A 13978-nucleotide genomic window follows, 5' to 3' on the forward strand; every position below is an offset into this window, starting at 1 on the left:
CTTAGGATTCTTGACCGAGAGCTAGGCTTGTCGAAGAACCCGCTGGTCCAGATTTGTAATCTGGATCCATAAATAACAGGTATTTGTAATGCCAAATTCCAGAATTCAATTCACAAGCCAAATTCCCCCGTTATCCCGATCCCGCCATGACTGATGGGATTATTAAAATTTAGGCTGTGCCTCTATGCTTCCCGATTACCAAATTTGCAATCTAAAATAAGGAGTACTTGGAATGCCCGGTATTAGAAGGTGATTAACCGATTAAACATTATAACAGTTCGATGATAATACTCTTGTAGTTGACAATTTGTTAACATAAATAAATTTTAATACTTATATTAATACTAGTATTGCAAGTAATTAACCTGTGATACATGAAGAAAGTACTATTTAATTTTTAGGAAGATGAAAAAAAACTGTCTATTCCCTTGCGGTCTTGCACCGCCCATTTTGCTGTGTAGCTGTACTACAAAAATATTTTTAATGAATATTCCTATAATTATTTTTAATGAAAAAAACGGAGCGTAGTGTAATATACGCCCAGGATATCATGTTCATCACTGGAAGAAGCAAGAGCTATGCTTACAGTATTCTTTCAAAGATTAAAGATTATTTTAATAAAAATAGCCACCAAGTGGTGACCTTTGAAGAATATGCAAGCTTTCATGGTATCCCTGTGGATAAGGTATTGGAATACATTCAGTAATAACATAAAAAGCAGGAAGTATTAAACTGCACTTCCTGCATGATTTTTACTGGGATTCCTTATGACCCAACCGGAATTACGATCCGGTGTTATTGTTTTATCCAATTTTGTTAAATTAATTATAATGTGGCTTACCCCATTAAAATGCCTTTTACGGTAAGCTATTTAATAAAAAAGCAAAAAACTCTTAATACCTAAAATAACAAAAGAGCGCATTAGGGACCTCCAAATGTTGCAGTGGTTCTACATTCACGGGAAGCACTCATGGATTCCTGTTTTTTTGTCCCTTCCGCTGACTCTACCCTTTTTTTCCTGAGATTTTGTTGTTTACTTCTGTGAATCACAAAATCTTTTAAATCATTTTTTGTAAACATATTGAATTTGATTTGATACGACGGGAATCTATTTAAAGGGATTTTAACAAAAAAAAATAATCTGTTAATGAGATGTTTAAAGGGCTGAAATTACTTTTTGACCAGTTAAAAATAAAAAGAAGAATTCTCTCTACACATATAGTGGTATGGGCGATATATTTTTTATATGATATTGTTTCCAGTTACTTTTTTGATGGTGCTATAAAATTGGATCTACTTCATATTTTGATCAACTGTATTACTATTACCCTGATTTTTTATTGGTTTTCCCTAAGGTTTTTTCCTCTTATTAATAAAAAAAATTGGAGCAGGCTAATACTGGAAACCCCGTTTTTTTTATTGATTTATTTATCCATTAAATTTATAGTCTTAAAAGGGATCCTTGTATCCTTTCCTTATGAGAACGGATACAAGTATATGATTGCCGAATCATGGAGAATGATCCATTTTGGTCTGTATGGTTTTGGCTATTGGTATTTTGTTTCAACCATAGAAGCACAAATAAGACTGTTGAAAGTCGAAATACAAATGCTGAAAAACCAACTGTCGCCTCATTTTTTATTAAATACACTTACTGCTATTTATGGAGCTTTATCTTCAAAGCCCAATTCCTTTCAACCAACAATTATACTCCAATTGGCAACACTTTTAAGATATGGACTAAAGTATAGAGAAGGAAATGTATCTCTATCAAAAGAGATTAAACACATTTCACGGTATCTTGAACTACAAAAATTCAGATATAATGATTCACAGTTTGTTGATCTTATAAATGATATCCCAAAATACCAAGCTAAGGTTTTTCAGATTCCGGCTATGATCCTGGTTACATTGGTGGATAATATGTTCCAGCATGGTGTAATCAATCATCTTGATGCCCCTGGCCTTATTCATTTTTACACCATTCAAAAGAAATCATCGGAAGGAAGCTATGATTATCGTTTGGAGTTCAAAAATACCATCAAATCAAATAGAATATCAAAAGAAACATTGGGTATTGGTACGGAATATTCAAAAGAGATTCTAAAATATTATTATAAAGATAAGGTAAGTTTTCATAAAAATACAGATGCTGATACAAGCACCTTCATTTTTAGGATAAACATTAGACATGATGCAACAAATAAAGAAAATTGGAATAATTGATGATGATCCTTCATCATTGGATATTTTGGAGAATTATACCGATGGACTTCCTCATTTCGAATTGTCCTTTAGGATTCAGGATCCTCATTTGGTTAATGGGTTCCTTAAAAAAGAAAAGCCTGATATTTTGGTAATGGATGTTTGCATGCCCTCTTATAGTGGTCTGGCCTTGCTAGAAGATACACGTGAATTTCAAATTCCCACGATTTTAATAAGTGCGTTTAAGGAATATGCATTCGATAGTATAGAGTTAGAAGCAGTCGACTTTCTCTATAAGCCATTTTCTTTAAGCCGATATAGAAAGGCGCTTAATAAGAGTTTGAGGAGTTTAAAGAAGGCGGCAGAATCTACTAAACCTAAGGATCTGGTCGTTCAGGTCCAAAGGGGAAAGTACATCAAGGTAAAGATAAAATCAATTCTTTACCTCAAGGGTAGTCATAGTTATACGGAGATTATAACGAAAAAGTCCAAGCACCTTTCTTCCCTGCCTTTATCATTTTATGAAGAGCATTTAAGGAATCATGGTTTTGTAAGGATTCATCGGTCGCATATTGTAAATGGTCATAAGGTATTGGGAAAGCAACCCGATGCCATTTTATTGGATAAAGGAGTTAAACTGCCAATAGGTTTACTATATAGGCAAAATGTGCAAGCTTTATTTTTTGATAATATTCCCTAACCTGTTTTTATAGACTAGAGCTCCGAGCTCTCTATAGAGCAAATAGTAAATCAGAGGCTCATAAGTATTGGCTTCATCAAGAAATGTTCTGTTGACCATCATATGTATATGGTGGAATAGTACTTTTATGGATTTTTGATTTAGATTATAATCAGCTTGATTATAGTTAAGTAGATATGGTTTGGTGAATTCTTCTAGATAATTCATTTCTTCAATAGGTATGGAAAGAGTTCTTATCACATCATAATAGTTTCTGTGCCATTTTGAAGTTTTTGATCCGTTGTTTTTTCGTTTTAAATATTGAAAGATTTCGTCATACTTATTAAGCCCCTTTATTAATCTCAAGAAAATATGAACCAGTATTTTTAGTTTTGTTTCTTTTTTGGCAGCCATGATACCTTCTCTAGAAAAGAAATTGCTACATAAAAATTCTGATTCAAGGTGATTTATTTTGTGGATGTGATCAATACTATCAGCATCGTATTTATGATTTTCAGGATAGTAGGGCATTGTTTTATAATGGCTTACTTGGGATGATTCGGATAAAAGATAGAGCAATTCTTTTTTTAAATATTTGTTTTTAGATATAACCCTCAGTCGAATATGAAAAGCCTCATCTCTAAAGGCCAAATAATACCACTTCAATGACCTTTTTGCTCCTGAATGCTTTCTAATGAATGGAATAATAGTGCCTGTGAGAAATTCACTTGCATGTCTTGGAGTGATATAGACATAAATATTGATGACATTATTAAGGTATTCTCCGCTAATAGGATTGAGATAGAAGTTTTCTTGTCCCAAAGTAGATTTTGCTAGCGGTAGGTTGACCAAAAATTGAGGGTATAGAGGATTTCTATTTTGGTAAGTATAAGTTGAATTATATATCCATAAGCATTCTTTTAATCTAATTTTCGAGTATTTGTTGATCATAGCCAGTATCAATTCGATATCTCCTTGTTTAGTTGTATCTACTAAAAGTTCCTGGTCTTCTTCGCCAATAGTTATATATCTTGGTACATCTTTCTTGCTCAAAATATTTCTTATCGATTTCTGCTTGGCGTTTTCAGGCAAATCTTCTTTTTTTATCCACCATAGGGCCGGTTGGAGTACGATCTTTTTCCATAAGATTCGGGGGCTAAATGAAAGTTGTTCACCGATATGCTCAAAATCCCTTGTTAAATACCGGGAGTATTGGTTGCCTATTTCCCAAAATAGTCGTCCTAATGGATGGCTAATATGACGGGGATGTATAGCGTGTTGGCTGATAGGAACAATTTTTTGTCTTGTCTTGATGTCACTGAGAATTACTTCATCCTCCCATATGGAAATACATATTCGATCTAAGGTGATTTCATTTTTTGAACTGGGCTGGGCCTGTAGATAATTAATGGTATAAGGAAGATAGTTTTTATGGAAAGATAAATTATTCACTACTTGAGTTTCCATTAATGGTAAATCTGCGTATATGATTTTTTCTGATCTACTTATGGGAGTTAGTTCAGAGTTTAAATACTTGCCTATCACCTGATGATGACTAAATCGCCCGACAAGTGAATGATTTTTATTGGTACTACAGGAATCGATGATGATTTGGTTTTTGAACCCAAGCCTATACAAAACACTTAGACTATAGTCACCAACTATTTCTTTTTTCTTAACTTCTGAATGGAGATCTATTTGTTTTAAAGACCTACTGTGTTTAAAAATTGATATTATACGATTGTTCAATTTTAACGTAGGATGATCTATCTCATCTGTTCTTCTCACATCAGTTTTTAAATACTCCATAATTGGATCACATTGTTTGATAAGGACTTGAATTGGGACAGTTTTATCATCATAATAGTGGAGAAATAATGATTTGAATTGCTGAAGTAGAAAGGATGTAGAAGGATCAAATATTGCACCCATTTCTTTCCTGATGTTATCAAGTTCGTCTTTAATAGATTGATGTTGGCATACTATTGTAGAAGTATAAGAGTTTAAAAAGGAACTCTTTTCACGGTTTCTTAGATTGGTGATGGATAAATAGGGGATGATCATGCCGGTGGCAATTATACCTTTCCAGACCTCGTGAATTTCTGATTCATCGATCTCAGGATCTATAAACCAAGATTGGAAGTCCTGAAATCCAATAACCTTATTAGAAATGCTGAACTTGTATACTTGATCGATTATTGGATTTCGTAAAACCCGGTATTCTTCCCACAGTTCACTGCCTTTATCAATGGACCAATAGATATAATGAGAGGAACTTTTCTTAATCGAGGCACTTAGGCAGTAGTGTTCATTTTTCCTACTCACCGAAATTGTATGTTTGATAGTCTCTGTTTCAGCTTTGATTATCCAAGGTCCTTTATTGTCACTCCATTCTCCTAAACCGACACTTGCCCAATGCCCAAAGGGAATTGGACGGTATCGACCCCGCTTAAGGTAATTATTAAAAGTTTGTTTTTCCTTACAGTTCAGTTCAGCATAAGTTTTATGCTTGATTTGTTCATAATATTCAGGAGAAGAATATTGGATGGCCTTTAAGATGTTGGTATAATTCCTTTGAATCTCACCATCATCAGTAATATCAAAATCTAAGAGGGGAAGTCGATAAATAAAGTCCATATTTCATTTATTTTGGCTTCCTAAGTCTATTGATAAAAAATAGTCCATAAAACCCCATAAGTACGCTTTTCTTTAAACAAAGCTTTTGGAGGGTTGGACAAGTGTTTTCACAGCTTGAATGAATTATGTGAAATGGTCCTAAAGCAGAAGTGAAACCAATAATAACTCTTGGAATCAAATCCTTTTTTGAATAAACCTTTGAAATATGACGTTTTCTTTCGATAAGAAAGAAAATAATTCCATTTAATATGATTTAAATTTATTAATTATTGCTTTTTAAGTGATCGATATTGTATTTCATTTCGTTGAGAATAAAAATACCCCAATTGGGGTATTTTATAACATGCTTATTTTTTTTTACTTGTGCTGTAGTCAATTTTTTTTATGTGTATCCGTAAGAGTGCACGTAATAAAATATGACAATACGTGTCATTAAATTTCAAGGTATCAGGATAGTTGTTTTCTTGCATAAAAACAAGAAAAGCTATGAACCTTATAGAATTTACGGGCCATTTCCCAGATGAGGAAAGTTGTGAACAATACATCAAGAAATACCGTGAGAAAAGCGGTATACGGTGCAAAAACTGTGAGAAGATAACCCGACACTATTGGTTTGCCAACGGCAGGTTTTTCGAATGCAGCAGTTGTCGGAGACGTTCTTCTCTTAAATCAGGGACGGTAATGGAAAACAGCAAGCTTCCGCTCCGTATCTGGCTATTGGCCATGCTGTTTATGTCGGCGACCAAGAAAGGGTTTTCCTGCCTTGAGCTCCAGCGGCAACTGGGGCTTAGCCGATATGAGACCACTTTCCGTCTGATGCACAGGATACGGTCAGCCATGGGACAACGAGATGAGCTTTATATCCTCAGTGACATGATTGAATATGACGAGTGTTATATGGAAACCGTACAGGAGAACCAGATCTTGGGTCAGCTTAAACGTGGAAAAGGCAGCCAGAAACAGACCGCAGTAGCGGTGGCGGCCGAATCGGTACCCTTGGAAGACCTGGATTCCGGGCAGAAAACAAAGCGCTGTGGCTATTTCAAAATGAGGGTCATGGACAAAGTGGACTGCGAGAGTGTCAATGCCTTTATCCGGGCCAATACCGTAGGGGATGTGGTACTGTTTACAGACAAGAACACGGCCTACTCGAAAATAGAGGAAGTGGTGGCCACCCATTTGGCCGTTCCATCGGGAAAGGAGTCCGTAAACGACACCTTAAAATGGGTACACAAAGCAATCAGTAATCTTAAAAGAACCCTGTTGGGGGTATATCACATGATAACTTATAAATATTTACAGAACTATTTAAATGAGTTTGTTTACAGATTGAACCGAAGATATTTTGGCAAAGGACTCTTTGAAAGGCTCGTTATTGCGGGCACTTACCCATACGTGCAGTAAAACGGATACACATAATTTTTTTAATGAAATATAGAATCATGGAATACCTTATTTTAAAAAATGAACTAGAAATAGCGAAAATTCCCATAGATGCTATTCTTTCATTGGAAGTAAATGATTATTTATTGACTTGCCGTACGGTTTGGAGCAGGGACTTTTGCTGTAGTAAAGCATTGAGTGAAATAGAGGGGCGGCTTCCAAGTCATTTTTTGAGGATCAATAGAAATACCATAGTTAACCTTAATAAAGTGCAGTTGGTCCATTTCAAAGAAAGGACCATCCGTATGAATGATCAATTGATCTATCAAATGTCCCACAGAAAAGTGAAAGTAATAAGAAAAGCAATCAATGAATATGAATCGAATAGGCTCAATTTTAGCGAATAAGAATTTGCTTCCAGAGGATGGTCTGGTAATTTTTGGGGAAGCGCGTAGTGGTACCACTTGGCTGATGGAATTGTTAAGTCATATACCCAATGCGATTATAAATTGGGAACCATTACATATTGAAAAAGGAGTGGTGCCAAAAGAATTTAATTGGGGAGATCGTCCTTATATTCCATCAGATGATAGGTATAAGGAATATGGAGATTTAATCAATGATATACTGTCCCTTCGAAAATATTCCGAATGGACCATTGGAAAGAATTCATGGGAAGGTATAGTAAATGGAAAGGTCGTTTTGACCAAGTTTGTCAGGGCCAATTTATTGATTCCTTGGATTTGTCAAAATATTAAATTCAGACATAAGCCCATATTGCTGTTGCGACATCCCATTGACACCTGCTTCTCACAGCTTAAGGCATTTGGAAGGGGAACAAACGACTATGGTGAAATTCCTTCAAGTATCCATAATGTCCGTTTTTTGCAAAAAAAGGAAATACTGAAAAATGCAAAGAATGATTTGGAGTACAAAATCATTCTTTGGTGTATCAACAATATGCCCCTGCTAGCAAACCCTGGTTTAAAGGATTTAGTAGAAGTTATCTATTATGAAGATTTAATCATAGACCCCCGGAAGCAAATCCGTTCTATTTTAGAGAGAGTTATTCCTAACGAAAATATTGCAGAAGTAATGTCATTGATTCCCTTTAGGGCTGCAAGCGAAACCAGTTTGAATGGACTAGACAGCAGTCCTTTAATGCAGCTTTACAAAAATATGGATGCCATTGATTATAGGCAAAAAGAGCGGATCCAAATTATTTTTGATCACTTTGGACTAGAGATGTATAATGCCTTTAGTCCATATAGAGTCTCTAGTAAAATTAAATTATAATAATACTTACATTCACAAGTTTAGGTATGACGTTTACGGGCTATCTAGGTACACTTTCCCATTTCCATAGGATTATTTAATAGGTTAGGATCGATAAATAAATTATTTAATCAAAACCATTTTTAAAATGAAAAAGAAAAGAACATTATCAAAAGTAGTAATGGCTGCTAGTGTTGCAGCTATGGGAGTGGGAGTTTTTCAAACGTTTGATGCGGAAGCACAAACTACAGGTGGAGGAGCAGGGTATATGTGTTGCGCATTTGATGGCCCTGGTTGTACTGATGAAACTGGACAGTATTTTTCTGAAGATAAAAAAATCGATCGAGATTTCCAGGGAGATTCTTGTGGTAATCATGAGGAATAATATTTTGGGACGAATTACTTTCGTCCCAAATTTCACGAATTTCATAACTTAAATCCTAAATGAATAATATCAATTTTAGTTCAACACTTTTTGTATTTGCGTTGTTAATAACAATCTTTTCTTGTGGTAAAGAAAATGAAGAGTCAAAATATTATAGATCTTTTGAATTCGAATCGGTTGATGATCCGATACATTTAAGAGCGAAAAAGTATAATTTTAAGGAATTGATAAACCCAAAAAAAATTGAGTTAAAAAATGAATTAATAATAATAGGAGAAAGTAGGAGGATTAATGATTATAATTCTCCGATTCATTTAATTGATAAACGTAATTTAAAATATTTTTCAGGAAAGGGAAAAATAGGCTTTGGGCCTGGAGAAATCTCTGATGCTTATGGGATCGATGCAAGTGGAGAAGATAGTGTATTATGGGTGTATTCATCACTCGAAAAACGGTTTTCCAAATTCAATATTTATGACAAAAAGCACCTTTCTGAGGATCAAATAAAACAAGCTGAGAATTTTTTTATGGCCACAGCAATGGCCTGGAGTTCGGATAGTTCAGTGGTATGTAGAATGGCGAATGACTCATGTAAATTTGTGGAGTTTAATATAGATGGAACACGCTTAGGTAGTTATGGCCTCTGGCAGGATTTAAATGTTGGAAAGGATCTAAACGATTTTAATATGGCAGAGCTGCATTTAGGATGGTTTAAAGGTAGTAAGAATCGTGATATTTTTGTTAATGCATCTTATTATAGAGATCATATTGAAATTTTTAATAGAAATGAAGGTATGGTCTACTCTGTTGATGGACCACGAAATGAAATTCCTGAATTTCATTTCGTATCAGGAGGAAAAGGAAAGTCATCAGTAATAATTATTGATGAAGAAAATCCAGTAGCTTACAGGGATATTTACATTGGAGAGCAGTATATATACGGTTTATATTCTGGATATACAAGAAAAGAGATGTTAAGAGAAGGCAAATTTGCTCAGGACATTTTTATATTTAATTTGAAAGGAGAATTTAGAAGCTCTTTTACTATTGATATACCAATAAGGGCTTTGGCGGTTGATGAGCAATCAAGAAAAATTTATGGAATAACAGCTGATGAAAATCCAGGAATTGCTGTTTTTGAAATGCCTAAATGATGGTCATTGGTGACCTGGCTTTATTATCAAATTATGAATTGTTAGAAGATAGGAGCGTGTATTCCGATAGATATTGGAAGCAAATTACACCCAGTTGGGATTTTCTCCTAGATCCCCGGAAGCAAATCCGTTCCATTTTAGAGAGAGTTATTCATTACGAAAATATTGCAGAAGTAATGTCATTCATTCCCTTTAGGGTTGCAAGCGAAACCAGTTTGAATGGACTAGACAGCAGCCCTTTAATGCAGCTTTACAAGAATATAGATGCCATTGATTATAGGCAAAAGGAGCGGGTCCAAATTATTTTTGATCACTTTGGACTAGAGATGTATAATGCCTTTAGTCCATATAGAGTCTCTAGTAAAATCAAATTATAATAATACTTGCACTCACGAGTTGAGGAGTGACATTCACGGGCTATTTAGATACACTTTCCCATTTCCATAGGATTATTTAATAGGTTAGAACCGATAAATAAATTATTTAATCAAAACCATTTTTAAAATGAAAAAGAAAAGAAATTTATCAAAAGTAGTAATGGCAGCCAGTGTGGCAGCTATGGGAGTAGGTGTATTTCATTCTATTGATGCGGAAGCACAAACTACTGGAGGAGGATTCGGTTATATGTGTTGCGCTTTTAATGGAGAAGGATGTATTGATGAATATGGGCAGTTTTTTATGTTTGATGAAAAAGTAGATCGAGACTCCCAAGATGATACTTGCACAAACCATGAACAAGAATAAGAAAAAAGGGGGAAACCCCTTTTTTCTTATTCTTCACTTTAAAGATTATTGTTGGTTAAATATATTGAAATGAAAAGCAATCATAAGACTCTTTTTTATCTTTTTGCGGTAATATTATCATTTGTGTTTTCATGCAAAAAAAATAATTCTAGCGATGAAAATAGGTTGAAAAAAGAATATACGTTAGAAGACGTTTCACAAAGACTTAATTTAAAAAGTAAAAAACATTATTTTTCCCAACTTAAAAGACCCATGCGGATTATTCTTAAAGGTGACTATTTGGTAATAGGTGAGCATAATCGAATTGACCCAAGTAATCCACCTGTACATATTATAGATACAAAAAACTGGGAATATGTAGGTGAAAAAGGAGTAATTGGTTTTGGCCCAGGAGAGATAACTGATGCCTATATGTTAGATGTTGGTAATGAAAAAGATTCTTTTTGGGTTTATAGTGCTACAGAGAAGAGATTTTCTGAATTCTTCCTAAATGATACAATTAAACTTTCAGAAAACCAGATTAAACAAGAGGGAAGTTTTTATATGGCAATATCTATGGTCTGGTCATCCGATTCGACTGTTATGTGTAGAATGGCCAATGATCCAAATAGGTTTGTAGAATTTAATATAAATGGGGATAGAATAAATGAATATGGAGACTGGACAAATGTATCTGTGCCTGGTAAATTAACTAATTACATGATGTGTGATTTGCATTTGAGTAGATTAAATAGCAACAATAACAAAGGTTTGTTTGTTGCAGCGGGAGTGAAAAGAGACAGACTTGAAATCCTAGACAAGAGAAATGAAGAAATAATTGTAGTCAATGGGCCAGTTAATAGATTACCTAGTTTCCATTTTACTAAAGGTGTAAACGGAGCCTCAACAGCTTTGATCATGGATAGAGATGAACCTTATAAGTACAGGGATGTTTTCGTTGGGGACAAATTTATTTATGCACTTTATTGCGGTAGGACCAATAAGGAAATTAATTCAACAGGTATAAACTCTACAGAAGTTTTTGTATTTGATTTAAAGGGGAATGTCATTTGCGAACTAAATCTTGACAGATCTCTACAAAACTTAGTTGTTGATGAAGTTAATAAGAAATTATATGGATTGACAACTGATAAAGATCCCGGAATTGCAGAGTTTGACTTTCCTTTTAATAAAATCACCCCTGTCACAGGTAGTTAAATTTAATTTTAATGATTAATTATCTTCATCTAAATTTTTCTTTTTCCGACCATTTGGGTTTGATAGACGGAAAAAGTTCGGCTGCTATTTACTTTTTCCTCGGTAAAAACAATTATTATTCAGAAGAGATATCATTTTCATTTTTAGAAGAACTCTTAGGACAAATAAACCAGAATATTTCACTGGACTATGGAAGTGGATTGGCAGGGATCGGTAGCCTTATCAATTACCTGCACAAGAAGGGATTTTTGGAAGAAAGTCCTATTAGGCTGTTTTCAGAACCAGAAGATACCCTGATAAAGGTGCTTTTTGGTGCCAGGTGCCGTGAAATTACCTTTTCACAGGGTTTGCCCGGAATAGGGATGTACTTTCTGTTTCGTCTTAAGGATAAAAGTTTTTCAGAAGATTCCTTTCAAGTTATGCGGTATAAAGAAGCGATCATTGCTTCCATTGACCAGCTGGATCACCTCATCAAGGGGATGCAAATCCAGGAATTAAATCAGTATGACCTCAGCATTTGGAATGGATGGAGTGGTGTCTATCTGTATCTGTTGCAAGTAGAACAGTTGGGATATATAAAAGAGAAAATAGCTGAACTGACGCATAAAGTAAGAAAGATCATCACAGATAAATTGGCCGAAGAAAAGGTGAGCTGGTTACAGCTGGAAGCCTGGTGGACACTCTTTCAAGAACCGAGTTCTTGGCAAAATGAAAAGATGGTGGCCCGAATGGAGATGTATATAGAGCATGTATCCAAGGAGCAAGTGGATTTTTATCAATCAGCTATTTATGCCTTGTTCTTGAACTTATTGGATAAAGCTACTGGGGCATTGGCTTTATCCAAACAGCTGGAGCAATACTCAAGAAAGACATTGGAAGAGATTCCTCTCAGCCGCCTTTTTCCCGCCGACCCTAGAACGGGAGCCATCCCTATGGGTTTGGAAAGGGGAGTAGTGGGTACTGCCCTTCCCCTACAAAGCTTGGAAACGGGCAACTGCGATTGGTTGGAACTTTTGGGAATGGGAGAAATGAAGAATGGAAAATTGAAGATTAAGAATGAAAAGCAGGCTGAGGACGTCTCCTAGCTTAGGGACATTGCGATCGTAGCGATAGCGAAGAGAAGCCTGCCTCCCGCCTGTCTTGCTGGTAGGCAGGGAGGGCAGGCAATCTCGTTGATAGAGAACGGGATCGCTTCACTTTGTTCGCGATGACGGTTCTATTCACACATGCTGTTTCTGAAGCCTGTCCTGAGCAAAAGTCGAAGCATTTACGCTGTTCCTGATTTGCAATCAGGAACTTCCCAATAACAGGAATTTAAACTCCTAAAATAGAAATTAAAAAAACCAATAAACACCTTGGAGAAAATAAACCTTAAAGACCTTAGCTTTCTAATACCTGTCCGGATAGACCATCCCGACAGACTATTTAATCTGGAAGTGATCATTGCATACCTTAGAAAGTATTTCGATACTTCCATTTGGATATGGGAGAATGATGTAAATCAAAAAGTTCCCAATTGGATCAAGGAAAATACACATTATCGCTTTGAGTCTTCTCATGAGGGGGTATTTCGGAGGACGCGTATCAACAACAAACTCATCAAAGCTTGCGATACACCCTTGGCGGTGCTTTATGATACGGATGTCATTATTCTCCCAAAGCAACTCATAAATTCGGTAGAAATGATTCGTCAGCAAGAAGCAAGGTTCTCATTGCCCTATGATGGAAGGTTTGTACAGGTGGACCGGTACCACAGAAAGCTGTTTGCGAAATTACTTGAGCCGGCTATTTTGATGGAAAGTTTGTCAGCTTTTGCGGTAGATACCTATCTCTCTGTGGGAGGATGTTTTATTTTTGATCGTGCAGCGTACCGTAAATGCGGGATGGAAAATGAAGGTATAGCAGGTTGGGGCCATGATGATGCAGAAAGGGTAAAACGCTTAGGAAAGCTGGGGCAAAGGATCTATCGCCCTGAAGGACCGTTATTTCATCTTTGGCATAAAAGAATGGCCAATTCTTGGTTTTATGATAATAATCAAGCTGTCAAGAGCAGTCAAACTTATCTCCAAACCTGTAAAGCAGATAAGGAAGAGCTGGAGTCATTAATCGAAAATTGGGAATGGATAAAATGTTAATTCAATTTAACCGAAAGGAGAGTGGGGACTGGAAGATATCAGTTTCCCTAGTTCCCATAGGTGTTTTTTGCTTATATGAAATAACTGATAGAGATCTATTAATGGTGCCGAATTTAAATACCTGTTGCACTTAAATGTTTCACATTTTAATGGTTTAGACAGTGAAACAATTCGACTACAAAAC

The 13978-nt window shown here is 35.5% G+C and carries 14 protein-coding genes; 13 read left to right on the top strand and 1 reads right to left on the bottom strand.

Features of this window, described 5'->3' with window-relative positions:
* Positions 1–508 precede the first annotated feature (508 nt).
* The 3 genes from KZP23_RS08595 (at position 509) to KZP23_RS08605 (ending at position 2905) form a co-directional block, all read left to right on the top strand.
* Positions 509–706: a hypothetical protein gene (locus tag KZP23_RS08595; RefSeq protein ID WP_226335824.1), complete on the top strand. Its 198-nt coding sequence runs from the start codon at positions 509–511 to the stop codon at positions 704–706.
* A gap of 791 nt (positions 707–1497) precedes the next feature.
* The gene (locus KZP23_RS08600) at positions 1498–2226 is read left to right on the top strand and encodes a histidine kinase (RefSeq protein WP_226335825.1); all 729 of its coding nucleotides are present in this window, start codon (positions 1498–1500) and stop codon (positions 2224–2226) included.
* Complete coding sequence (locus KZP23_RS08605; protein ID WP_226335827.1) at positions 2192–2905, top strand: LytR/AlgR family response regulator transcription factor; 714 nt, start codon at positions 2192–2194, stop codon at positions 2903–2905. The genes KZP23_RS08600 and KZP23_RS08605 overlap by 35 nt, the downstream gene beginning before the upstream one ends.
* Here the strand turns inward: KZP23_RS08605 and KZP23_RS08610 are convergent.
* Positions 2882–5521: a thiopeptide-type bacteriocin biosynthesis protein gene (locus tag KZP23_RS08610; RefSeq protein ID WP_226335828.1), complete on the bottom strand. Its 2640-nt coding sequence runs from the start codon at positions 5519–5521 to the stop codon at positions 2882–2884. The genes KZP23_RS08605 and KZP23_RS08610 overlap by 24 nt on opposite strands.
* A 486-nt stretch (positions 5522–6007) precedes the next feature.
* Between KZP23_RS08610 and KZP23_RS08615 the strand changes: the two genes are divergently transcribed.
* The 10 genes from KZP23_RS08615 (at position 6008) to KZP23_RS08660 (ending at position 13794) form a co-directional block, all read left to right on the top strand.
* Positions 6008–6925 carry an IS1595 family transposase gene (locus KZP23_RS08615; protein ID WP_226332547.1) on the top strand — a complete coding sequence of 306 codons (918 nt, stop codon included), beginning with the start codon at positions 6008–6010 and terminating at the stop codon, positions 6923–6925.
* Between the two features lie 23 nt (positions 6926–6948).
* Positions 6949–7311 (top strand): LytTR family DNA-binding domain-containing protein, encoded by a 363-nt coding sequence (locus KZP23_RS08620; RefSeq protein WP_226335829.1) that lies wholly within the window; start codon positions 6949–6951, stop codon positions 7309–7311.
* Positions 7274–8200: a sulfotransferase family protein gene (locus tag KZP23_RS08625; RefSeq protein WP_226335831.1), complete on the top strand. Its 927-nt coding sequence runs from the start codon at positions 7274–7276 to the stop codon at positions 8198–8200. Before KZP23_RS08620 ends, KZP23_RS08625 begins: the two co-directional genes overlap by 38 nt.
* Before the next feature lie 127 nt (positions 8201–8327).
* Positions 8328–8564, top strand: coding sequence for a hypothetical protein (locus KZP23_RS08630; RefSeq protein WP_226335833.1), 237 nt, complete (start codon positions 8328–8330; stop codon positions 8562–8564).
* Between the two features lie 59 nt (positions 8565–8623).
* The gene (locus KZP23_RS08635; protein WP_226335834.1) at positions 8624–9718 is read left to right on the top strand and encodes a BF3164 family lipoprotein; all 1095 of its coding nucleotides are present in this window, start codon (positions 8624–8626) and stop codon (positions 9716–9718) included.
* Positions 9715–10095 (top strand): hypothetical protein, encoded by a 381-nt coding sequence (locus KZP23_RS08640; RefSeq protein ID WP_226335835.1) that lies wholly within the window; start codon positions 9715–9717, stop codon positions 10093–10095. The genes KZP23_RS08635 and KZP23_RS08640 overlap by 4 nt, the downstream gene beginning before the upstream one ends.
* Positions 10096–10222: 127 nt before the next feature.
* Complete coding sequence (locus KZP23_RS08645; protein WP_226335837.1) at positions 10223–10462, top strand: hypothetical protein; 240 nt, start codon at positions 10223–10225, stop codon at positions 10460–10462.
* 69 nt (positions 10463–10531) lie between these two features.
* Positions 10532–11659, top strand: a complete 1128-nt coding sequence (locus tag KZP23_RS08650; protein ID WP_226335838.1) for a BF3164 family lipoprotein — start codon at positions 10532–10534, stop codon at positions 11657–11659.
* An 11-nt stretch (positions 11660–11670) separates the two neighbouring features.
* Positions 11671–12744, top strand: coding sequence for a glycoside hydrolase family protein (locus KZP23_RS08655; RefSeq protein WP_226335839.1), 1074 nt, complete (start codon positions 11671–11673; stop codon positions 12742–12744).
* 270 nt (positions 12745–13014) lie between these two features.
* The gene (locus tag KZP23_RS08660; protein ID WP_226335841.1) at positions 13015–13794 is read left to right on the top strand and encodes a galactosyltransferase-related protein; all 780 of its coding nucleotides are present in this window, start codon (positions 13015–13017) and stop codon (positions 13792–13794) included.
* Positions 13795–13978 lie beyond the last annotated feature (184 nt).

Source organism: Echinicola marina (genome assembly GCF_020463795.1).
Classification (GTDB): domain Bacteria; phylum Bacteroidota; class Bacteroidia; order Cytophagales; family Cyclobacteriaceae; genus Echinicola; species Echinicola marina.

What these genes read in the sequence shown, in the direction of transcription:
- KZP23_RS08595 (WP_226335824.1), top strand. Translation starts at nt 509, where the DNA reads ATGAAAAAAACGGAGCGTAGTGTAATATACGCCCAGGATATCATGTTC.
- KZP23_RS08600 (WP_226335825.1), top strand. Translation starts at nt 1,498, where the DNA reads ATGATTGCCGAATCATGGAGAATGATCCATTTTGGTCTGTATGGTTTT.
- KZP23_RS08605 (WP_226335827.1), top strand. Translation starts at nt 2,192, where the DNA reads ATGATGCAACAAATAAAGAAAATTGGAATAATTGATGATGATCCTTCA.
- KZP23_RS08610 (WP_226335828.1), bottom strand. Translation starts at nt 5,521, where the DNA reads ATGGACTTTATTTATCGACTTCCCCTCTTAGATTTTGATATTACTGAT.
- KZP23_RS08615 (WP_226332547.1), top strand. Translation starts at nt 6,008, where the DNA reads ATGAACCTTATAGAATTTACGGGCCATTTCCCAGATGAGGAAAGTTGT.
- KZP23_RS08620 (WP_226335829.1), top strand. Translation starts at nt 6,949, where the DNA reads ATGAAATATAGAATCATGGAATACCTTATTTTAAAAAATGAACTAGAA.
- KZP23_RS08625 (WP_226335831.1), top strand. Translation starts at nt 7,274, where the DNA reads ATGAATATGAATCGAATAGGCTCAATTTTAGCGAATAAGAATTTGCTT.
- KZP23_RS08630 (WP_226335833.1), top strand. Translation starts at nt 8,328, where the DNA reads ATGAAAAAGAAAAGAACATTATCAAAAGTAGTAATGGCTGCTAGTGTT.
- KZP23_RS08635 (WP_226335834.1), top strand. Translation starts at nt 8,624, where the DNA reads ATGAATAATATCAATTTTAGTTCAACACTTTTTGTATTTGCGTTGTTA.
- KZP23_RS08640 (WP_226335835.1), top strand. Translation starts at nt 9,715, where the DNA reads ATGATGGTCATTGGTGACCTGGCTTTATTATCAAATTATGAATTGTTA.
- KZP23_RS08645 (WP_226335837.1), top strand. Translation starts at nt 10,223, where the DNA reads ATGAAAAAGAAAAGAAATTTATCAAAAGTAGTAATGGCAGCCAGTGTG.
- KZP23_RS08650 (WP_226335838.1), top strand. Translation starts at nt 10,532, where the DNA reads ATGAAAAGCAATCATAAGACTCTTTTTTATCTTTTTGCGGTAATATTA.
- KZP23_RS08655 (WP_226335839.1), top strand. Translation starts at nt 11,671, where the DNA reads ATGATTAATTATCTTCATCTAAATTTTTCTTTTTCCGACCATTTGGGT.